The 19,238-nt window shown below is 58.3% G+C and carries 9 protein-coding genes; 1 reads left to right on the top strand and 8 read right to left on the bottom strand.

The window, feature by feature from the left end; translation table 11 throughout:
* Positions 1-196 precede the first annotated feature (196 nt).
* The 4 genes from AAHM38_RS15975 to AAHM38_RS15960 form a co-directional block, all read right to left on the bottom strand.
* Entirely contained in the window at positions 197-4,117 is a 3,921-nt protein-coding gene (locus tag AAHM38_RS15975) for an Eco57I restriction-modification methylase domain-containing protein (protein WP_012762963.1), read from the bottom strand.
* A gap of 31 nt (positions 4,118-4,148) precedes the next feature.
* On the bottom strand, positions 4,149-6,998 hold the full coding sequence (locus AAHM38_RS15970; RefSeq protein ID WP_012762964.1) for a helicase-related protein: 2,850 nt from the start codon (positions 6,996-6,998) through the stop codon (positions 4,149-4,151).
* A 5-nt stretch (positions 6,999-7,003) separates the two neighbouring features.
* Positions 7,004-12,316, bottom strand: coding sequence for a DEAD/DEAH box helicase (locus AAHM38_RS15965; RefSeq protein WP_012762965.1), 5,313 nt, complete (start codon positions 12,314-12,316; stop codon positions 7,004-7,006).
* Positions 12,317-12,730: 414 nt separating this feature from the next.
* The gene (locus tag AAHM38_RS15960) at positions 12,731-13,441 is read right to left on the bottom strand and encodes a hypothetical protein (RefSeq protein WP_012762966.1); all 711 of its coding nucleotides are present in this window, start codon (positions 13,439-13,441) and stop codon (positions 12,731-12,733) included.
* A gap of 1,163 nt (positions 13,442-14,604) precedes the next feature.
* Between AAHM38_RS15960 and AAHM38_RS15955 the strand changes: the two genes are divergently transcribed.
* A complete protein-coding gene (locus tag AAHM38_RS15955; RefSeq protein ID WP_012762967.1) occupies positions 14,605-16,545 on the top strand; it encodes a site-specific integrase in 1,941 nt (646 codons plus the stop codon).
* A 159-nt stretch (positions 16,546-16,704) separates the two neighbouring features.
* On the opposite strand, the gene AAHM38_RS15950 is transcribed toward AAHM38_RS15955, so the two are convergent.
* The 4 genes from AAHM38_RS15950 to AAHM38_RS15935 all read right to left on the bottom strand — a co-directional run bounded on the left by AAHM38_RS15950 (position 16,705) and on the right by AAHM38_RS15935 (position 19,129).
* Positions 16,705-17,499 (bottom strand): hypothetical protein, encoded by a 795-nt coding sequence (locus AAHM38_RS15950; RefSeq protein WP_012762968.1) that lies wholly within the window; start codon positions 17,497-17,499, stop codon positions 16,705-16,707.
* 34 nt (positions 17,500-17,533) lie between these two features.
* A complete protein-coding gene (locus AAHM38_RS15945) occupies positions 17,534-18,115 on the bottom strand; it encodes a hypothetical protein (RefSeq protein WP_012762969.1) in 582 nt (193 codons plus the stop codon).
* A gap of 175 nt (positions 18,116-18,290) precedes the next feature.
* Complete coding sequence (locus tag AAHM38_RS15940; protein WP_258035472.1) at positions 18,291-18,749, bottom strand: lysozyme inhibitor LprI family protein; 459 nt, start codon at positions 18,747-18,749, stop codon at positions 18,291-18,293.
* Between the two features lie 20 nt (positions 18,750-18,769).
* Positions 18,770-19,129, bottom strand: coding sequence for a hypothetical protein (locus tag AAHM38_RS15935; RefSeq protein ID WP_146049738.1), 360 nt, complete (start codon positions 19,127-19,129; stop codon positions 18,770-18,772).
* Positions 19,130-19,238: the final 109 nt, after the last annotated feature.

Genomic DNA, 19,238 nt, shown 5'->3' with positions numbered 1-19,238 from the left:
CGTTGAGCCCCTCACGAAATCGGAGCTCAATCTTCGCCAGTCGGCGGAAGCCTTCGATAGTGAGACGTGCGAGGTACACGCTCCTCTCCTCAATAAGTTGGCGACCTGCGTTGGTGAGCCATCAGGAAAGCCGCACGTCGCCTGACTCTCGCCATTAGTTGTTCCAGACCTGCCTGATATCCAAATCAAACAGAGTTCACTGCCGCCGCTCGATTTGGTCCCACGCTTCTAACACTAATCGACGAGTTCTATACTCGCCGAACTCACGCATTTCGCTATTTTTCAGGACCCGGAAAGTTTCAGATGGATAGTCCGCCCCCATCACGTCGGCCGGGTCGAGGATGTAGCGCAATTCGTCACGAGTTAGGCCGTAGAGGCGTGCATAGTAGGCATCGAGCTCAGCCCGCAACATGGCACGACGCTCAGGGTCCCAGCCCAAGGGCTCCCCCTCATACCCGAGGTCTCGAGCCCAAGCGCCGAGGTCTCGGGATGTATATGTCAACTCGAGAACACGGGGAACAATGTAGGCGATGTCCTCATCCGAATACTGACTCGGCGGAAGATTCGGCAATTGCTTTTTGACGTGATACTTGAGGTGAGTGCCCCCAACCTTTTGCCGTGCGACATAGTCATGCACTAACGAGCATTGGTCGGCCAGCAGACACGCCACCCTCGGTCCGTGATTAGAGTTCGGAAACATCAAGAGCAACGTATCGCCTGTCGCCACCTTTGGCACCACCGAGGCAATCACTGTGCGCTCGTCGGTTGCGCGGCAAATATCCCGCCACCCCATCAGCCACCCTCGGCTCCAGCCCTTATCCTCAAGTCGCTGTTCGACCTCCACCCCCTCCACCCAGTAACGTGGCGTGACGAAATAGTCCGGCTGAGACTTTTCCGCCGTAAGCACATCCCGGCTCGCTCCATCGTCGCTATAGGTGGCCCAGCGATGGTCAAACTGATGAATCATCTTGGCTTCATACAGTGGCAACCGGTCAGGCGCTGAGGCGTCGTGAAAGAGGTCACTGTCGTTGGCCATATCCAGCATTCGCATAAAGCGAATGCCCCACGGATTCCGCTCTGTGGGCTCCTCCTCAATGAGAACCGGCGCAGCCCGGTAAATCTTCTTGGTTAACTCCGCATCGCGCTCGCTGCGGAAAACCGGGCAAGTCAGTGTATTCGGATTGATAAGGCGAAATTCCTCGGACGTGAGCCTGAAGAGTCGCCGGCTATCGGCGAGCTGCGACACTTGTGCGGCAAAGCAAACGAACTCAGCCGCGTTCGTCCGACCCAACGTAAGCAGGCAAAACTTGTAGCTGCGATGAACCGCCGGGAAGATGGCATCACGATTCTCAAAATCGTACAAACTCGCCAGCCGCCCTGTTTGTGTAAGCGAGGAAAAGTACGCCTTGGTGCTATCGTCCGTCGCAATGCCGGTGGGCACAATGAAGCCCGCCCGCCCCGCTTGCCCCATTAGCTGAGAAAACGTTTCGGCAAAGAGCGCATAGGTGTTCACGTCTCCCACGCCTGTCAGCGGATAGCGCCCGGCGTCATGGGCGAACAGGCTAACGGCTTCGGCGCCACGCCGCGCTGCGAGGAACTCTGCGTAGAGCTGCTGCTCGGCTCGATTCGGCGGCACTAAGCCCTGCGCAGCCTCCGCTTCCGGGTAGAGGGTATGTAGCAACATCCCTTCTGCGAGCAGGCCAATTCGTCGTCCCCGCTCCGCTTTGTGTGGGGCTTCTGCCACGAGAGGGCTGCGGGTGGCAAAGTATTCCTCTTCCTGCAACTTGATGCGTTCCCACGGCGGATTGCCGAGCAACACGTCGAATCCACCCTTTGCCTTGACCTGCGGAAAGGCCTGCCACCAGTGGAAGGCTTGTGCTACCCGCGCCGCATCCGTGGCTACCGCACCCACGCCAGGTCGCGGGTCACTACCGTTCATCACCAGCCACAGGTCCTGACTGGTCGGCACGATAGGTTCGTGCTCCTTGGTCTTGGGCAGGACAAAAGCTGCAACAAAAAGGTCAGCAGCCAGGCGCGCCCGAGAACTAGCCACGCGTGCCTCGGCATCACGATAGGCCGAGCGCTTAGCCTCCAGCGCGGACAGAGTGTCGTCAGGCAACGCCTCAAGCGCGACGATGTCACCTTCATCCTCTAGGCCAAGGCTCAACATGTGATGCGACTTGTGGCGCGCCTTTTCAATGGCCTTAAGCGCTTCGCGATTGGCTTTCTTGATGGCCTTGACCACCTCCTTGTCGTCGCCGGAAAGCGCGTTGAACGCCTTGTCCGGAATGCCATTCTCCAGAATCGCCGAGTCAAGGATGCCGAGCAACGCATCGCCACAACGCAGGTGATGGTCGAGGAAAGTCAGCGGGCGGTCAGGCGTGTAGGCCTCCAGCCACAGCGCCGTCCGCGCCAATTCGACCGCCATAGGATTCTTGTCGACACCGTAAATGCAATGGGCTACCACATCACGCAAGGCATGGCGGTAGTCGTCGGGGAGGGGATTTCCGTCGGCGGCATTTAGCTGCGCGACCTCCTCGGCAATGCGACGCGCGGCGGCTAGGAGGAAATGACCCGAGCCGCAAGCGGGGTCACAGACCGACAGACCGAGGAGCGCCTTTACGGGCTCCTGCGGATTCGCCTTCAGCGTTTGTGCGATAACGGGCTCGAGCGCACTTTTGATGAGTTCTTGTACCAGACTGTCTGGGGTGTAATAGGAACCGGTAAGCTTGCGGGCGTTACCCTTCGTGCTTCCCTCTTCGTCATCACCGACGAACCCGAATATCCGCGCTCCGCCGCCCAACGTGACCACTGGCACCAACTCCAGCAAGCTCTCGTAAACGCTGCCGAGCTCTTCAGAATCCATGTCACGGTAGTTCACCCGCGAAAGCGCTGCCCCCTCGCGAAAAAAACACAAGCTGAACAACGCAGAAAGCAGGGCTTGGTTTTCCAGTGCAGCGCCGTCGAGGTCAGGACATTGGGCGGCCTCGAAAAGTCCGCCCAGTGCGGGTAGACCGAGTGCGCCCTGACCCTGGCTCAGGCCGGCAACCGTGATGGTCAGCGTCTGCCAAAGGTCGGCATGTCGGTCATAGCTGCGACGACGGGCAGCAAGTTGGCGCAGGCGCTGGAGGCTATAGCCCGCTTGGTAGCGAGCCTTTGCCTCGGACGTTGCATCCGGCGCGAACACGAGTTCGCGGTCCTCGATAGTGGCGAGGAAGATGAAACGATAAACCAAACGCAGCAGTTGCTCGAAGTAAGCCTGAGTCGAGAGTTGCCCAGCCTGTATGCGCTCACGCAACCGGCCATTCTCTGGATGGGCGACAAAACCCGTACCGAGCGCTCGAAGTGCCTCGGTGACCCCCACCCGCAAGCGGTCGCGAGCGCGGATACCATCTTCTTGTGCAGTATTGCGCCAGCGCTCCAGTGGGCTGTCCGCCAGTTCCGCCCCCACCTTACCGAAGCGGGTACCGTGAGCCAGCAACCACAGCGCCGTGAAGTCTGGATACAGACCTTCAGCAAAGATGGCCTCAAGGTCAGATTCAATGTAGGCCGGGCGAGTCAGGCTGGCGTTCTCGCGGAGAATGCGCAATTTCAACCCATTGCTAACGATGCCCCACAGCATTTGCTCGCTCGCATTCAAACACTCTTGTGCGAGGAGAAATGGGGAGCGGCTGCGAAGCCCATCACCGAAACGCTTACCCGGCTTATCCAGCCCCTGGTCAAAGGCAGCAAAAACCAGTGGAACCCGACCATCACCGGCACTGAAGCCAATCGGGAAAACGCGTTCATCGAGCACAAGCTGGCCAACCGACCGCAGGTCCGCAAATCCGAGAACCTGTCGGCAGAACGGCTCCAGGAATTCCCGCACCGTGATGGCATGCGTATCTACGTCTGAACGCTTGCGCTTGGCATCGAAGTCCTGCCACAAATTTTGGGCGATTTTCCAATAGCGACCGATTTCATCACGCAGCTTCAGGCCGCGCGGGATATCGTAGGCGGCCTCGGACTGCTCCGCTGCCTCCAGGTGAGCAACCTTATTGAGAAAATCCGGCGCGAGCAACCCGCCTTCAATGGCTAGGGCAGAAAAGGCCAGTTCACGTGTTGAGCGGCGAGCCATGTTCTTTTGAAATCCTATTCGAGAGCTGGCGTCAGGCCGGGATGAGGACAAAGACCCCCATGACATCGACGGGAAGGCTGGGCGCGACCCGGTATTCCCCTCGTGCGTCTGAAGCCACGCGAACGCGACGATGGTCTTCGAGCAGCAGCTGAGCGCGTGTGCGAGCTAAGTCCTCCAGTACTGGCTGCCAGTTGGGTAGCTGGTCGAGCGCCCGCTGGATATGCTGGTCGCGCAGTGGTGGCGGCATGTTTCGGCTTGGCTCTGCTGCCATCAGGGCGCGCGCAGCGCCGTCACCAAGCGGCTCGGACTCCTCGCCGGCGGCCACGCCCACAGCCAGCGTTTCTTCGCAGAGCAGCAGACGCGAGTTGCCACGAAGCGTCACCGTCAGTTGGTGGCGCAGGCGAACCAACAGCACTGTGGTGCGAATTGCAACGGCATCGGTGAAAATGGCCCCAGCACGCGCCACTGCATCCGCGCCGACTCCGTCCATCTCCCGCCCCTCATCCAAGGCGACTTCAAGCAGGTAGTCAGCCAATACAGACACAAGTGGATGGGTACGGTGAATGAACTGTGCGGTCGGAGCAGGAGGCTGGTGAAAATCGATATGTAGCGTACCCACAAGCCCCTCCCCCTCCAGGCGCTCACGCACCGCCATTGGCAGGCTTCCCGCGTGGAGCTTCCAGTGGTTGGCACCACCTTTGGTGCTGGGCTCCAATGGAGCCCCGAGTTGGACAGATGCTCGTTTCACGAAGCGCTCAACGTCCGCTTCCCCACCCAGCACAGCCATTGTCTTTTGCCATTCAGGCAGCACATCCTCCGGCTTGAGGCGGCGCTGAGCAAAGAGGGTTCGATTTCTTGCGGCCCTGTCCCGCGCCGACTGCCACGCTGTATCAATGGCTTCCTCGGGAGCGCCAAAGTCCAGACCGAGTTGTGGCATCTTCGCGGTGGAGGTGCCTTTCCTCAACAAAACGGCGCCGACTAGCGCCTGCGTCAGCTTTCCTTGGTCGTCCGGCATCGGCACAAGCACGCCGAGTTCCTTGCGAATGCTTTCCGCTTTACGCAAGATGACCTGCAACACTGCGCCGTCGACCGGATTATCCTGACCGTAGAGCAAGGTAGTTCGTACCTCACGGGCCTTTTGCCCAAAGCGGTCGACGCGACCCTCGCGCTGTTCGTGCCGAGTAGGATTCCACGAAAGGTCATAGTGGACCACCGCCGTGAAAAGGTTCTGGAGGTTGATACCCTCCGAGAGACAGTCGGTCGCAACCAGAATGCGCTGCTCCGCCTCCCCCATCGCATCGACGGCAGCTTCCCGTTCGGTCGGTGCAAACTCGCCGGTGACAGCAGTGACCTGGTGGTCTGGAAAAACGAGGCGCAATTGTTCGGCGACGTAGTGAGCGGTGGCGATATAGCGGCAGAACACAACCGGCTGGAAGCGGTCGCTTGTGAGCTCCTTAAGATGGTCGATGAGGCGCTTGAGTTTGGGGTCTTTTCCCGTGCCCGCCAAGCTTTCAGCACGTGCAACGAGCGCCAACAGGAGCGCGCTATCTTCCGTGTTGGCCGCCGGCTCTATATCCTGGGTCGTCAGGTCGTCCTCGGTGCCGTCCAGCACACGCTCCCTGCCCTGCTCATCTGCTTCTTCAAGCGTGACGGCTTCCGCAGCCTCATCCAGCCCTGCCGGCGTTTGCCCCCGAAGACGAGTTCGCAGCGCATTCACGGCGGCCTGTGGAGACGACGAGATGCAGCGCAACAGTGCCAACGCTGCCCACCAGCTCATGCGCTGCTGCACCAGGCCCTGGTCTTCAGTGCGCATAACGAGTTCGCGAGCGTAGGCGAGCACGTCATCAAACAGGTTGCCCCACTCACCGGTCAGCTTGTAGGTGATTTCGGTGGTCAGACGTTCGGGAAACACCTGCCGGTCCTGCCACTCTTCAATATCCGGTCGACGACGCTGGACGAAGTGGTTCGCAAGCTGTTCGCGCAACGGCTTGCGACTATCGGGCGGGAGGTCCTTCAGTTCACAAAACTCTGGCTTTAAGAGGCCAAGCAAGTTGTAGAACGCGTCTTCGTCACCGGAGTGCGGCGTCGCGGTGAGCAAGACCATGTGCCGTTCAGGATTTTCGGCAAGCCCTTTCAATAGCGTATAGCGCTGTTGACGGCCTTGACCGCTGAAAGTGCAGGTGTGCGCCTCATCGACGATGACGCACTCTGGACACGCCCGCTGGAACTCATCACGACGGCGGTCGGACTTGATGTAGTCCAGGCTGACCACCGTAAAGGGATAGGCCTCGAAGACGGACTGGTTCGCCGGGAGGCCGCGTTCCAGTCGGCTGGCGGTGGTATTTCGAACTACGACTGCATTGATGTGGAAGCGCTCCTTCAATTCGCGCTGCCACTGCTCACACAGATGCGGCGGGCATAGCACGGCGAGGCGGGAAATTTCACCACGGTCAAGGAGCTCGCGGACGATGAGCGCGGCCTCAATGGTTTTCCCGATACCAACGTCATCGGCAACCAACAGCCGAACCACGTCTTGCTTAAGAGCCATCAGCAGCGGCACGAGTTGGTAGGCGCGGGGTTCAACCGCGATGTTGCCGAAACTGCGAAATGGGCCTGCACCCGTGCGGAGCTTTAGCTGAAGCGCATCGCGCAGCAATTGACCCGCTGCGAAATTCGACGCTTGCTCTATCCGAGGCCACGGGAATGTCGCAGGGCCGACCGGATGGAGCTCGATTGGCAGGTAGATGAGCGTTGCGTCGTCTTCAGCTGCGCCAAGAGGTCGAAGATACAGCGTATCGGTGGATGACTGCGGAAGAACAATCCATTCACGACCACGGGCGGAAACAAGACTACCCGGCTGAAATGATGCTTGACCCGACATGATTGTTACTTTCCAGTTCCAAAGAGTGCTGCATGGGCGGCGAAGACCTCTGCCCAGCTGCTAACGTCCTTCGGGAAGCGCACTACGTAATAACCAGCGCCCTCCAGACATCGCGTAATGTCAGCGTCTGCTTCCGCCTGACGCGGGGAATCGTGGTGGGGACCATCAATAAAGACAGCGGCCTTCCAGTCCTCGTAAAAGAAATCCGCCTTAGTGTTACAACGCGCAATGCTTTCCTGACCACGGTCCGGCATGCGATAACCGTGCGCCTTGACGTACTCAAGCCAGGCTTGTTCCAACGAGCTCCCCGAAATCCGTTCCAGCTCACCCTGCTGGACCTCAGGCGTCCGGCCAAAAGTCCCCACTGCGCCCTCAGCACGGGTCAGTCGACAGAGCACATCCAGCACCTTGCCCTCGTTCTCCACGTCCTGTCGGTCAATGTTGGAGTGGTCCGGCTGGTTGTAGTACGAGAGCAAGCACTTGTAACACCCCGCTTCGCAGATTGGTCTGCCAGCAGCATCTTTCTCTTGGTCCAATTCATCCGCATCCCACTTGCCATCCGCTGAAGAAATGAAATGCATGATTCTTAGGGCCTCGGCCGCTACCCTGGCCAACGCTCCGGACTCGGTCGCAATCCGCGTGAGCACCCCGGCCCCTCCTTCCGCCGATTCGTAGAACAGAATCGAATGGCGCAAGTCTGCTTTTGGCAGCGGCTCCGCCATCAGCTCACTTTCTTCCAACTGAAAGACTGCCTCAATGCCCCGCTTGAGCGCGTACTGCAGGGTCGCCATGGTTTTCAGGCCGAGTTCCTCCACAGGGCGCACGATGAGGACATTCCGTCGGTCTTCGACGTACGGGACAATACGTTGCGGCGGCGTCTTGTCCGGCGGTGCTTCGCCATCTGGCTCACCCGACTCGTCGGCGCCCCCCATCCAATGGCCGGTGACCGGATTAATCATGAAGCCAAGGAGGCTTTTTTCCTTCCGACGTCGCCACCCAAGGTTCATGCGCCAGACTGTGGCGGCCGAACCGTATTGCAGCGCGAGCACGGGCCCCGTCGCGTCTTTCAGTTCCGCATGCAAGACCTGCAAGTTACCGTCCTGCTCGCCGAACTGAATGGTTGTCTGCATCTCATACCCCTGCCGCACCCGCTCTTCCTCATTGGCGGTAATGCGTTCGGCACGCCGCGTCGAGACATTCTCAATGCGATAGAGATTCTGGACCGCAACTGCGTCCGCGAGCGGAGCGTTACAGGACACACAGCGGTCGGCATCACGTTGGCCGCGAAAGTGCCCGTAACCGCAAACTGGACAAATACGCGCGACCTCGGTTGAGAGCCTGGCTCCGACGGAGACTTGGTCGTCGGCGCCAACTGACAACATGGCTCGAGTGACGCGATATTGACTGCCCTCGTGATAAATGAGGCTGTAGGGACCGAACTCCGAGAGGGCCAAAAAGCGCGGGCGCGACAGGAAGTTCTCTCGTCCGATTTTTCCCTTGCGTGCCGGGATATAGGCCATCAGGGGTAGGCGAGGGAAGTTGTAGCCTGGCAAAAACCCTTGGCTAGCAAGATACCGGTAGGTGTAGAAGTCAGAATTTGCCGAACCCGACTCCTGCAGCAACAGCGATTGCTGACGAAAGGCTTCGTCATGTCGCTGCTTGGCATCCCGGCGTTCGCGCTCACTTGCGGCCGGATTATTCATCACCTGCTGGTTGATTTCCATTTGCCGCTTAGTTGCGGAAAATAGGTCGCGCCAACGGTCAAGCGCATGGTCGAAGGATTGAAACGCGCGACGATAAACCTGCTCCGCAAAGGCCTCGTCGTACCAAGGCGCCTTGTCGGAGGTGAATTCCGAGGACAACATGCCAAGTACTCGCAACCCGCGCACATGCGCGCGTTTCTGCGGAGCATCGGCATCCATTGCCTGCCGGTACTCCTCCGTCAGCGGCGCAGCGGGCTCGCTCATATCCAACAAGCCACGTACGCTCTTGTCCAGCTTCTTGCCCGTCTCAGCCAGCCAAATGGCGTGGAGGTGGCTCTGGATAAGCTCGCGATTCGCCAAATCGAGCGTGGGCGGATTCACCTGACCGTGGACCATCCGGACTGGGTCGCGGAAGAAGTATTGGTCGTGCGGCGACTGGGCAGCACAGTACGTAATGACCAAAGCCGGTTGACCAGCGCGACCAGCACGTCCACTACGTTGCGCATAATTCGCAGGCGTCGGAGGAACGTTACGCAGATAAACCGTATTGAGCGACGAGATGTCGACGCCCAACTCCATCGTTGGCGAACAAAACAATACCGGTAGCCACTCCAGCTGCTTGCCCTTTGCGTTGAGCCAGTCGTTGCGGTCTTTCTGCGTAAATCGGAAACGTGCTTCCCGCTCCAAGCGGTCTTCCTGCTCGACCTGTGCCGTGTGCTCTCTCGCCTCGAAATCAAAGAGGCGATGCACCGGATTGGCGAGCATCCCTGCAATGTTTCCGTATAGGCTGCGAAAAAACGCATTATCGTCCGCAGCCCGTTTGCTCTTGCCGCCCCCCAAAACCCAAACTAGGCCGGTTCCGTTGAGCTGGTAGCCCGTCATGCCAAACTCGGTCTCCTCGGAGACGACCAATCCGTACGACTTCGCAGCTTTGAGCAGCGCGGCGACGATTTCCCGGTAGTCGTCATCCTTGATTTTGACGGCGTGTGGATTGTCTCGCTTGGTGCCATCCTGGTCCACCTCCTGCCAAGTGCTGGCTCGCTTGATGTCCTTACCCAGCTTGGAACGGGCGCTACCCGACACGAGATATTCAATATTCCGCCGGTCCTCGTCCCTTGGCCGCCCAGTCGTGATGAACCAATTCGCCGCAACGGGCGCCTCATCCTCGGTAAATCCCCACGGCTCGCGAAGATTCGCGAAGCTGGCAGTCTTGAGTTTGTCCAGCTCGGTGCGGTCCAAAAATCGCGAAGCAAGGCATAAGCCCTGCCGCATCGCATCAAAGAGCAGCGTGAGCAGGCGTTTGCGCACGGCGGCAGACGCCGCTTGCAATATCAATGGCGCATCGGCCCACTCGCTGACGTCTGCAGCCAGTTTATCAATGTCCTGGTACTCAATATGGACAAGACCGAGTTGCTCTAGGTTGGGGTTATTGAAACGCCAACCTCGCCGCAGGTCGAAATAGACCCGATAGCCGAAAATGGCCCGCATGACGTCTTGGACCTGCCGACGCGCGTTGCCCTTGACCTCCGGCTCCTGCATGTACTCGGCGCGCACGCCAGGCTCATCCCTGTCGAAACCGAGCGCACTAAACACAGCATGGGAAATTTCACCTTCGTTGAGCCGCCCACCCGACTGCTCGACCGCAGCGAGGAGTGCAGCACGCTGTAGAAGGACCTGCAGAAAATCATTGAAATGCCCGACCTGAAGAGCAGCGTCCTGTCGATTGTCTGTGAAGCCGAGAACCTTCTTGGCCTCATCCTTGAGCTGCGCGTCCTCTTCATAGAGGTAACGCAGAGCCGAGAGGGTGAGCATCGTTGTGGCCGAGCTACGTCCTTCACCAGACAAACCGGTGAGACGCAGCGACTCCTTGCCAGCCGTCTGATGCACGACGCCGCAGTTAAGGCAAAACCCAAAGCTTCCGGGAATGTACCAACCTGGTGTGCCGTCTGCCACATGCTGCCCCGTCGCATCGACGCGCACAGGTTGAGGCTGACGCTTCCGATAGTTCGACTTGAGCTTTAGGTCGCCATCTTTCTTCTGTTCCAGCCAAGTCTCAGGGTAGCGGTCTAGGGTGTCGTCCCAGATGCCCGTGGTATCCGGCATGAAGTAGCCGCTCTTGATATCCTCATCTTCGTGCGTACGTTCTTCAATGCTTCTCGGATTGAAGATGCGGCCGCCAGCGACACTCTCGTCCCAGACGGGGGCGTACTCCTGTCCGCATTCGCGACAGAAATGCAACGCGAAGAGCCTGCGCTCACGCTCGCCCGGAACATATTGACTACCTTCTAGAGTCAGGAATCGTCGGTCTTCTGGTTCCAGCGTGCCATAGACATTGCTGCCCCCGGAAATGAACTGATGCAGTTTGAAGGCAAATAGGCTGCGGCCGCCCTCAACGAGGGGCTTATCGGTGGTCGTGTATGCGAGAAGCAGAAAATCGGTGAGTGTGGTTCGTGCCAATCCCTCGTCGATGCCTGCGTCGACAGCCAGGTGCTTGCCCGCATCAGCTAGCGTGACAGGGCGTGCCCGTCGCCACTTCCCCTCATTGCGCACCAGTCCAAGATTTAACTCCACCCAGATGGCCAGAGGGTGCTCGGCCAATTCCGCGAATGATGGTGCCGAAGGCAGCCCTGCCTGAATCGCCTCTTTGAGACTTGACCTGATGTGCTCAACGAGCACGTGCTCGGGTGTCACTCGCTGTAGCGTCTCAGTGATGACATTGGCGGCGGTGATGCTCGTGCCGAACAAACGGCCCGCAACCTCGGCAACCTTTTCGTTCTTCTTCTGCTCGGTGCCTTCGGTGGCCATGGTTGCCGAAGTCCCAATGCACTGCAGCTCGTCAGCGAGCGCCTCGCGAACACGGCGCACGAGCAAGGCCACATCAGCCCCCTGCCGACCGCGATAGGTGTGCAGCTCGTCCAGAACCAGAAATCGCAACCCCTTGGCGTTGCGAATAACGGCTTTGTCCGTATCGTCCTGACGGGTCATCAGGAGCTCGAGCATCATGAAGTTGGTCAAGAGAATATCCGGGGGATTCGACGCGAGCCGCTGGCGCTCCTCGTCGTCCTCCTGCCCGGTATAGCGCCCATAGGTCACCGGCGCATGGTCTCCATAGTCCGCCAAGAACTTGCCAAGCTCTTCTAACTGGCTGTTGGCCAGCGCGTTCATCGGATAGATGACAATGGCCCGCGTGCGCGGCGTGTTGTCGGACGCCTTGGCTTTCAAGATGGCATCGATAACCGGGATGAAATACGCCAGGGACTTGCCCGAACCAGTACCGGTCGTCAGGACATAGCTCTCACCACTCTGCGCAAAGCTGATGGCCTCTTCCTGATGCTTGAAGAGCGTCAGCGGCACGCCTGCATTGGAGGCCGACTTGCCAGCGCGGAAAATGCGAGCGCACTCCGCGTGCAGCCCGCCATCCTTAACTAGGGTCTCGACATTCGACCCCACCTTGAAATTGGGATTGACTTGGATGAGCGGTGCGGGCCAATAGCGCTCGGAGTCGTAGGCCGCATCGACGAATGACTTGATATCCGTTGCTCGAATACGGGTGAAGCTACGCGTAAACGTCGCGTAGTCGGAGACGAGTTTCCCCCGGAACTCAAAGACATCCATTTGACCGTTCCCCTTGAGTTGTCAGCAGGGTATTGGCTGCGCGGGCGCCTCAAGATGCATTTGGCCCAGCCCTTTCCCACCTGGGGCAGATTTTACCGGGAACCCGGGGCTGGCAGTAGGGAGAATCAGTGCACGCCGGCACGTTCCGACCACCTCGGTCATTTGTTCGCGCGCACGGCACCATTAAGTGCCGCACGCGCGGAAATTGGCAGAGCTCGCAGACTTGTCAAATCGATGCCGTTCACATAATGCCGGGGATGCCTCCATGCGAGCCCGAGCAGGCAGATAGGTCCATGTTCGCGCGCAGCTTATCAGTGGCAGCCCTGGGCGTCTTCTTGATGTCGTCAAGCCGCCCCAACCAACCCCGGGATTGGGACTGATGAGATTGCCATCAGCCCCGCTCACGTTCCAAGCCTACGCGCCAGTGATATACACGTCGACGGGCGTCAGGACCCTTTCTAGTGGAGATTGCCGTGATGTTGCTTCCCTTGGTGCGCCAGTGACGACCGGTTGTTCTTGCGCAGCCTCTGGTAGTTGGAAATGCTGCCGGGATTGGGCGCAAATCGTTGCACACTGGATGTGCTCCAGGTCGGACTCGTCTAGGGCGAATCCGCCGAACGCAACACTGCCACCCGCAACGAAGAGGACGCGCACGAATAGTCTCGCGTTATCGTTCCAGGTGCCGCTGTTGAGAACGCTATGCAGCGAATGCACCGGGACGCAGAGACTATGCACCGCGCCATCATCAAGTGCTGCCGTCCATGCGAGAGCGGTGTCACACGACAGGCCGTCCGGACTATCCAAATTAAAGACTTCCGGAGACTGCAGCATGAGCGTCGGCAGCGCCGGCTCAAACGCCTCGGAAAGCGCTAGCACCAGAACCTGTTCCGACGGAACGAACGTGCTTAGGCAGCCCAGGACATTGCGCGGCATAACCCCGCCGACCATCGCACCTTGCCCGACCATGGCTTGATGGTGCTCACGCAGCGCCGCGACCCAACCAGCGAAATCCGGACTGTAACGCTCGACAAGCTCCCGCCGGGCAATCATGAACTCGGCATCGATAGCATCAATCGTTCCGAAAGTACCGAAGCCCTCAGAATTATATTGACTGAATTGCAGCATGGTTGATTAATTTATTTCCACAGAACCCTCCAAAGCGGGAGGTCACAAACGCGAGACTATCCCAATGAAACGGGCCCCGTAACCCCCTCAAATTCAAACAACCTCAATCAAACAAAAACAATCAACAACAAACACCTTATTTTATTTAAATACCTAATAACCTAACACTTCTTAGTACTTCTTTAGTCGAGAACACTCCACAATGCTGCGCTGGTGGGGAGGACGGGCAAAGCACCCCCTAGCCATGGCGATTTGCCAGTGGTTTGTGCTTTGCCGTTGAGTATGCCGCGCCGGAGCCGGAGGTACCATTCGAGCATGCGAGTTGCGACGTTGCGCTCGCACACAGCTAGACTGTTCGCGGATTTCGTCCCACGCCTTGCCCCCCTCTCGCTGTTCACACCCAGGGCCGCGTTCGTGGCAACTCCGCTGAACGCGTTCATTCGGAACGGGCGCGGCGGTTGTCCCCCCTCCTCCGTCCGGAGCCAGTGGCTCATGCCAGTGGTTCACGAATGTGTAGGCACCGTTTTTAAACGGCCGAGGGAGGTTGCTGCGATGCTAATCCTTTGCCCTCAGAAAAGGATGTGTCGTAGGGTAACCGCATCTGAGTGCGCTACAACCGTGCCTTGCGCCCGCATAGCCACCCTGCCTCGCTGAAGCGCGATGGCGGCCACCGTTTCTTCCTGAGTTGCGGCAAATTTCTGTACGGAAATCGTTGCCTCTACGGGGAAGGATGAGATTCGCCCTGGTGGGATTTGAAACCATAAGAGGCAGGCATGCCCACAGCACGTGAGGATACTGCCCACGCACGCAGGCAGACATCGGCCGTGCCGGAGCCAAGACGCTCAGACACCACGAACCTGCCATGCCGCCTCGCGCCGGTCGCCTTTGGGTAGCTCCGATACAAGCCGCTTACGCGACCGCGCGTACTCGAATCTAAACCGACTCCCTATACAGATGGCGAAGAATTAATTCGCCCATACCATCAGCGTGGATGTTTTTTTATACCTGCACATGCAGCACCCGTGAATCAGAAAGGCGCGAAGGCGAAGAGGGGAAAACCTCATAAAGAAACAAGCACTTACGAAGATTGCAGGTATTTCATCCCGTCGGCTTTACTTGCTTCGCAGGCGACGTGGCGGATGGTTCGGGCGAGAAGGATAACCATGCCGAACGCACCACTGACTTATTCGATGCTCCTCGAGGAGCAGAACCGCCAAGTTGACCATGGGGAAATCAATCCCCAAACCGCCGCCAACCGTGCCTCCGCGTTGCGCGCATTCCTGAGAGCCAACCACATCGCTGAAGTGGATGTCGTCGGTTCTGAGATGCGCACGCATTTTCCAAGCGCCATCGAGCGCCTCATCAACGAACAGCAAGCACAGGGGCGCAGCGCCCGCAGTATCTCGAACACCCGAGCCGCGCTGTCGCCGTGGAAGAGGGCCGTGATTATTTACGACGAAATCTGCGCGGTGAACAGCGACCAACCTACTCCATTCCAGTCGGAATTGCTGAAGCTCGTCGGGGACCTCCCTGCCAAGCGTGTTGCCCGGCATACCGGCGTACCGGTCGACATGTTTCGCGGCTGGCTCAAAGGGCGAAAGCCGCAGTCAGTAAGCATCAAGTATGTTCACCGCATTGAGCACTTCTTCGGCCTTCAGCGCGACAGCCTCGTTTCGCTCGCAGGCCTTGGTAAGGTCTCTCGGCGACACACCCAGGCTGGTGAAGCCGCCTCCATCGAGTACCGTGAAACGCTCGGAAAGCGGTCGCAGGACCGCTATTGGCTCAAGCCATCTGAGTCGTCGCCGCTGCGTCAACAATGGATGGACCTGATGTCCTACAAGACTGACTTGGTCCCAGAGCTCGAGCGCTCGGAAGCAGGGCGGTGGTCATTCGCGCCCATCCCAGTTATGAAGGAAACAGCCGCAACTTGGTGGTCGTTCTATGACGGCGTTGAAGTTCCGTCAGCAAGACCCGGATGGGCCAAAGTGGCTGGCTATCTGGGTTGGATGGCTCGGCCGGCCCACCAGGGCGGTGCGGGCATTCCGGAGGAAGAACTCCAAACGCTCGCTTGGTTTGCAGTGCCCGGTGGCTACGTCAAACAGTACTGTGAATGGGTAAAGAATCGCGGAAACGGCAAGTACAACAACTCCATTCTCGAGTTCTTTGGAATGATGAACTGGATGCTTCGCCCCGTGGACGGCTATTTATTCCAGCGCCCCGACCTTCAGATGAGCCTGCCAGTTCGCTATCACTCATTGAACTGGCAGGACATGTGCCGCCAACAGCATGAGGTGTGCTCGCGCCTGCAGAAAGCCCTGCGCTCTCAAGTGCGACCCAGCCGCAACCCTTTCGAACCGTTGACCCCTGTCATCGAGCTCGATGACCCGCTTGAGGCCGTCGCCGACATGATGCAACGGATGCGTCTCGACCGCCCGATTGGGAATCCCGTCGATGAAGCAATTTGGGCGCGCGACATTCTGCTCATCAAACTGCTGACAACCAATGCACTTCGCATCCGGAACGTCGCGACACTGTGCTACTCACCTCAATTCGTCGATGGCCGCAAGGCTGACAACCGTCCTGCGTTATACAAGCGTACCGACGGCAGTTGGTGGATTTTCGTCCCAAAGCATCTGCTCAAGAACCGCCGAGGACCGGCTGTGCGTGACTACGACGCGCCGGTCCATGCTAGCGCAACGCGTGACCTGGAACGCTATCTGTTCCGCCATCGTGATTCGTTGATGCGCAATCCGACGGAATTGGTCTTCCTCGTCGCAGCCAAAGGGAATGGCTATTCTGGAAGGAGCGTCGACCAAACGGACAGTTCACCCGACCCCAAGCACTTCCCCTCCCTGTACCTGAGTCGCCGAGTGCATGCGCTGACGAAAAGGTACCTGCTGCGCAGCGACGGCATTGGTCCCCATTCGTTCCGACACATCGTAGCGACGGCCATCCTTAAGAGCGAAGACGGAGACATCAAAACGGCTGCTCTCGTCTTGAATGACAGGGAATCCACGGTCGAAAAGCATTACTCCGGGATGCGCTCGGGGGATGGCGTCAAGCGAATGGGGGATTTGCTCGGCGCAACCCTGAATCGGATGTGACCGACGGGCCGGCGCTAAGTGCTCCAAGCATAGAGCGCCGGCACTCACACCACATCCCTTAAGCGGATAGCTAACACCTCTACTAGCTCTTTCGTTTCTCGTCCCATGTTTGTCGCCATACGCGTAGGTCCGCTGTTGGCCGAGTGCGGACTGCTAACTTCAACGCCTGCGCAGCAGGTTCAACACGGATGCTAGGCTGAAACGCTTCGACGTTCCATGTGACATTTGGCCGGGCGTGCCGAAGGCTTTCGATTGTTCGGAATCTCTTTCTCCGTTTGCCTTATCGACCACCTCGTTCGACGGGGTTGACTCGGTCGCCTTCGTTCCCAGCTTAAAGAAGCGTGGCTTGGAGCGTGCGTCCGAACCCCACGGGCAAACTCCGAAGTTCTCGATGAGCGCCTCGTATAGCAGGTGACTGGTCAACGCGAAGTCCGCTACGTGGAGATTTTCCGCTTCCAAGTAATAGACTCGAACGAGGTCTTCGGGTGGAGCGGATTCGTCCTCTTCGAGATAAGACGGTGCTGATAGCCAGCGTGTCTCGAATGCCTTCGGAACTCCATGCTCCTGGATTGGAGGGTGATTGGGTAAGTCGGTCGTTTGCAGACGGGAGCGAGTCCGAACCCCATTTTCGACAAACACGTACCCATATGAGCCGCCCGAATCGTAATGGCAGAATCCGAGAAGGACTTCCGGGTTGCCCAGCTTGGCTGCAATATGTCCGACATCCGCATCCGGGTTGTCCAGAACGTCCCAAATCAACGCATCGCTGTAGACGAAACATACGTCATCGAAGAACTCGACCATCACGTCCGTAGGACGGCGGATGTCAAACTCCCGCCCGCGAGGGGCCGCGATTTCGTAGCATGGAGACGCGAATAGATTCGATACCAACGCCTCAACCGACTGACTCGCGTCCTTTGAACGAAACGCAATTCCTGCAAGTGCTACACCCATCAATCATCTCCCACGATTCCCGCTGCAAAGCTTTCTATAGGACGGCCAGCTTTCCTAGCTCGAAGGACCCCGCCATATCGTCCGGCACTTGGCCAACCCAGCCGCACGGGAAGCGGCCAGCCAAGTACTGCTCTTCAACCAGTGTGTAGTACTTTGAGACTGGCACCAAATGTTCGTACTCATAGGACATGCATAGCCCGAGCAGGTCCCAGCGTACCGAGTCTCCAAACGCCCGCTCTATGTCATCCGGAACGCTGGCTCGCGTCGAAGGCGCTGCCAATTTAGTGGCAACGAGCTTGACCACAATTGGCTTGAGTCTCAGTACTTTGGAGTTCCAAGCTTGATAGGCCTGGAGGTGACGAGCGTGCAATTTCATGGTGAGCTCATTCTGCGCCTCCAAGGCCGCATCCTCTGACTGAGGCGAAGAGCAAACTTCAATCGCCTCTGACCACCCTGAGAGCTGCTGTATGTCTGGTCCAACATCCATCGGCATGCCAACGTTGGCAAACCAGTCTACCGCCTCAAGCCGTGCGAGCAATGCTCTCGTGGAAGAGCTCAAATCTTCAGGGTTCGCTGGAGGTGTCCATAACCGCTTCAACGATTCGATGAAGTCCATCTATTGGTCCATTGGGCAAGTGGAAGTTACCCAGCGCACCGCTAGCGGTGCGCTGGTACTTTCTGTGTCAAAGGTCGAACACACTGCCGGTGCACACGAAAGTAGCGCTTCTGTATTCCAAGGGGCTGCAGCGTCTGCTCTTGACCGAAGGCGGACGGTGGCTACCTCTTCGCCGCTACTGGCGGTCGTCCTTGCTGGCGGAAATGTCATACGTGGTGACTAAGCTCTCCAGCTCGGCCACTCGCGCGGACGACAACCTGCTCTCGCAAGCGGCGACTGCAATAGCTGATTGGTCGCCCCTACTCGGGTTGCTATTGCGAACAACAAGCTCCTCGACATGACACGACTGGCGACGAAAGTTCAGCCATGCGCGTTGTGCTGCCGCGAAGCTTTCGGCTGCGTGCAACGGCGGGCGATTGGGGTATGAGTGACCGTATTCTTTGTCGACCTTCCTCAGGCCCATGAGAACTTGCGAATAGACAGCGCCCAACTTTTGCCCAGTTACCAAATTCTCTCGGTCAGCACATTCCGCGACATCGGCCGAGGTAACAGGATTGCCGCAATCGGTACTTGCATGAGCGACGCCACCGCATGCTAGGACCGAAGCAGTCAGTAACAAGGGAGCTCTGGTCATCATCGGCATATTCTGAGGTCTCAGCTCCGAGTGGCTACAGCCGCTGCTTTCTTGATGTCTCTCCGGACAATGTGAATCGCTGCGACGGCTCCTGCAAGCGCAATGCTGGCGAGCCAAACGTAGTAGCCGAAGCGCACTTCGTACGGGAATTCGCCCGAGTCTCCCACTGCGATTGTCTTTCCGGCAAGAAACGTGAGAGCCACTGCTATCGCAACAACAGCAGTGGTAAAAGCAGCATAAAAATGGCCCTTCTGAAGTGCAATCCACGAACTCCATAGTATTGGGTTCGCCAACCATGAAAAGTGACCGGCGAAGAGTCCAATAGGTCCAAGCAATAGAGCTGCCCAGCCGTAATAAACCCCGGCTTCGGCATAACCCATTGCGGGATGATATGCGGGCGTAGCTAAGCAAACGATGTATAGGATTCCGCTAAGCATTGCGAGCGCACGTTCGACCTTCCGCTGCCTTACCTTCATAAGTTCCACACTC

Source organism: Ralstonia sp. OTU4908, from assembly GCF_038440115.1.
Classification (GTDB): domain Bacteria; phylum Pseudomonadota; class Gammaproteobacteria; order Burkholderiales; family Burkholderiaceae; genus Ralstonia; species Ralstonia pickettii.
The sequence above is the reverse complement of the archived record's forward strand: the minus strand, read 5'-3'. Positions and strand labels throughout refer to the sequence as shown.

Coding starts and splice junctions, on each gene's coding strand:
- AAHM38_RS15975 (WP_012762963.1), bottom strand. CDS start 4,117: ATGGCTCGCCGCTCAACACGTGAACTGGCCTTTTCTGCCCTAGCCATT.
- AAHM38_RS15960 (WP_012762966.1), bottom strand. CDS start 13,441: ATGCTGCAATTCAGTCAATATAATTCTGAGGGCTTCGGTACTTTCGGA.
- AAHM38_RS15950 (WP_012762968.1), bottom strand. CDS start 17,499: ATGGGTGTAGCACTTGCAGGAATTGCGTTTCGTTCAAAGGACGCGAGT.
- AAHM38_RS15955 (WP_012762967.1), top strand. CDS start 14,605: ATGCCGAACGCACCACTGACTTATTCGATGCTCCTCGAGGAGCAGAAC.
- AAHM38_RS15965 (WP_012762965.1), bottom strand. CDS start 12,316: ATGGATGTCTTTGAGTTCCGGGGGAAACTCGTCTCCGACTACGCGACG.
- AAHM38_RS15970 (WP_012762964.1), bottom strand. CDS start 6,998: ATGTCGGGTCAAGCATCATTTCAGCCGGGTAGTCTTGTTTCCGCCCGT.
- AAHM38_RS15945 (WP_012762969.1), bottom strand. CDS start 18,115: ATGGACTTCATCGAATCGTTGAAGCGGTTATGGACACCTCCAGCGAAC.
- AAHM38_RS15940 (WP_258035472.1), bottom strand. CDS start 18,749: ATGACCAGAGCTCCCTTGTTACTGACTGCTTCGGTCCTAGCATGCGGT.
- AAHM38_RS15935 (WP_146049738.1), bottom strand. CDS start 19,129: ATGGGTTATGCCGAAGCCGGGGTTTATTACGGCTGGGCAGCTCTATTG.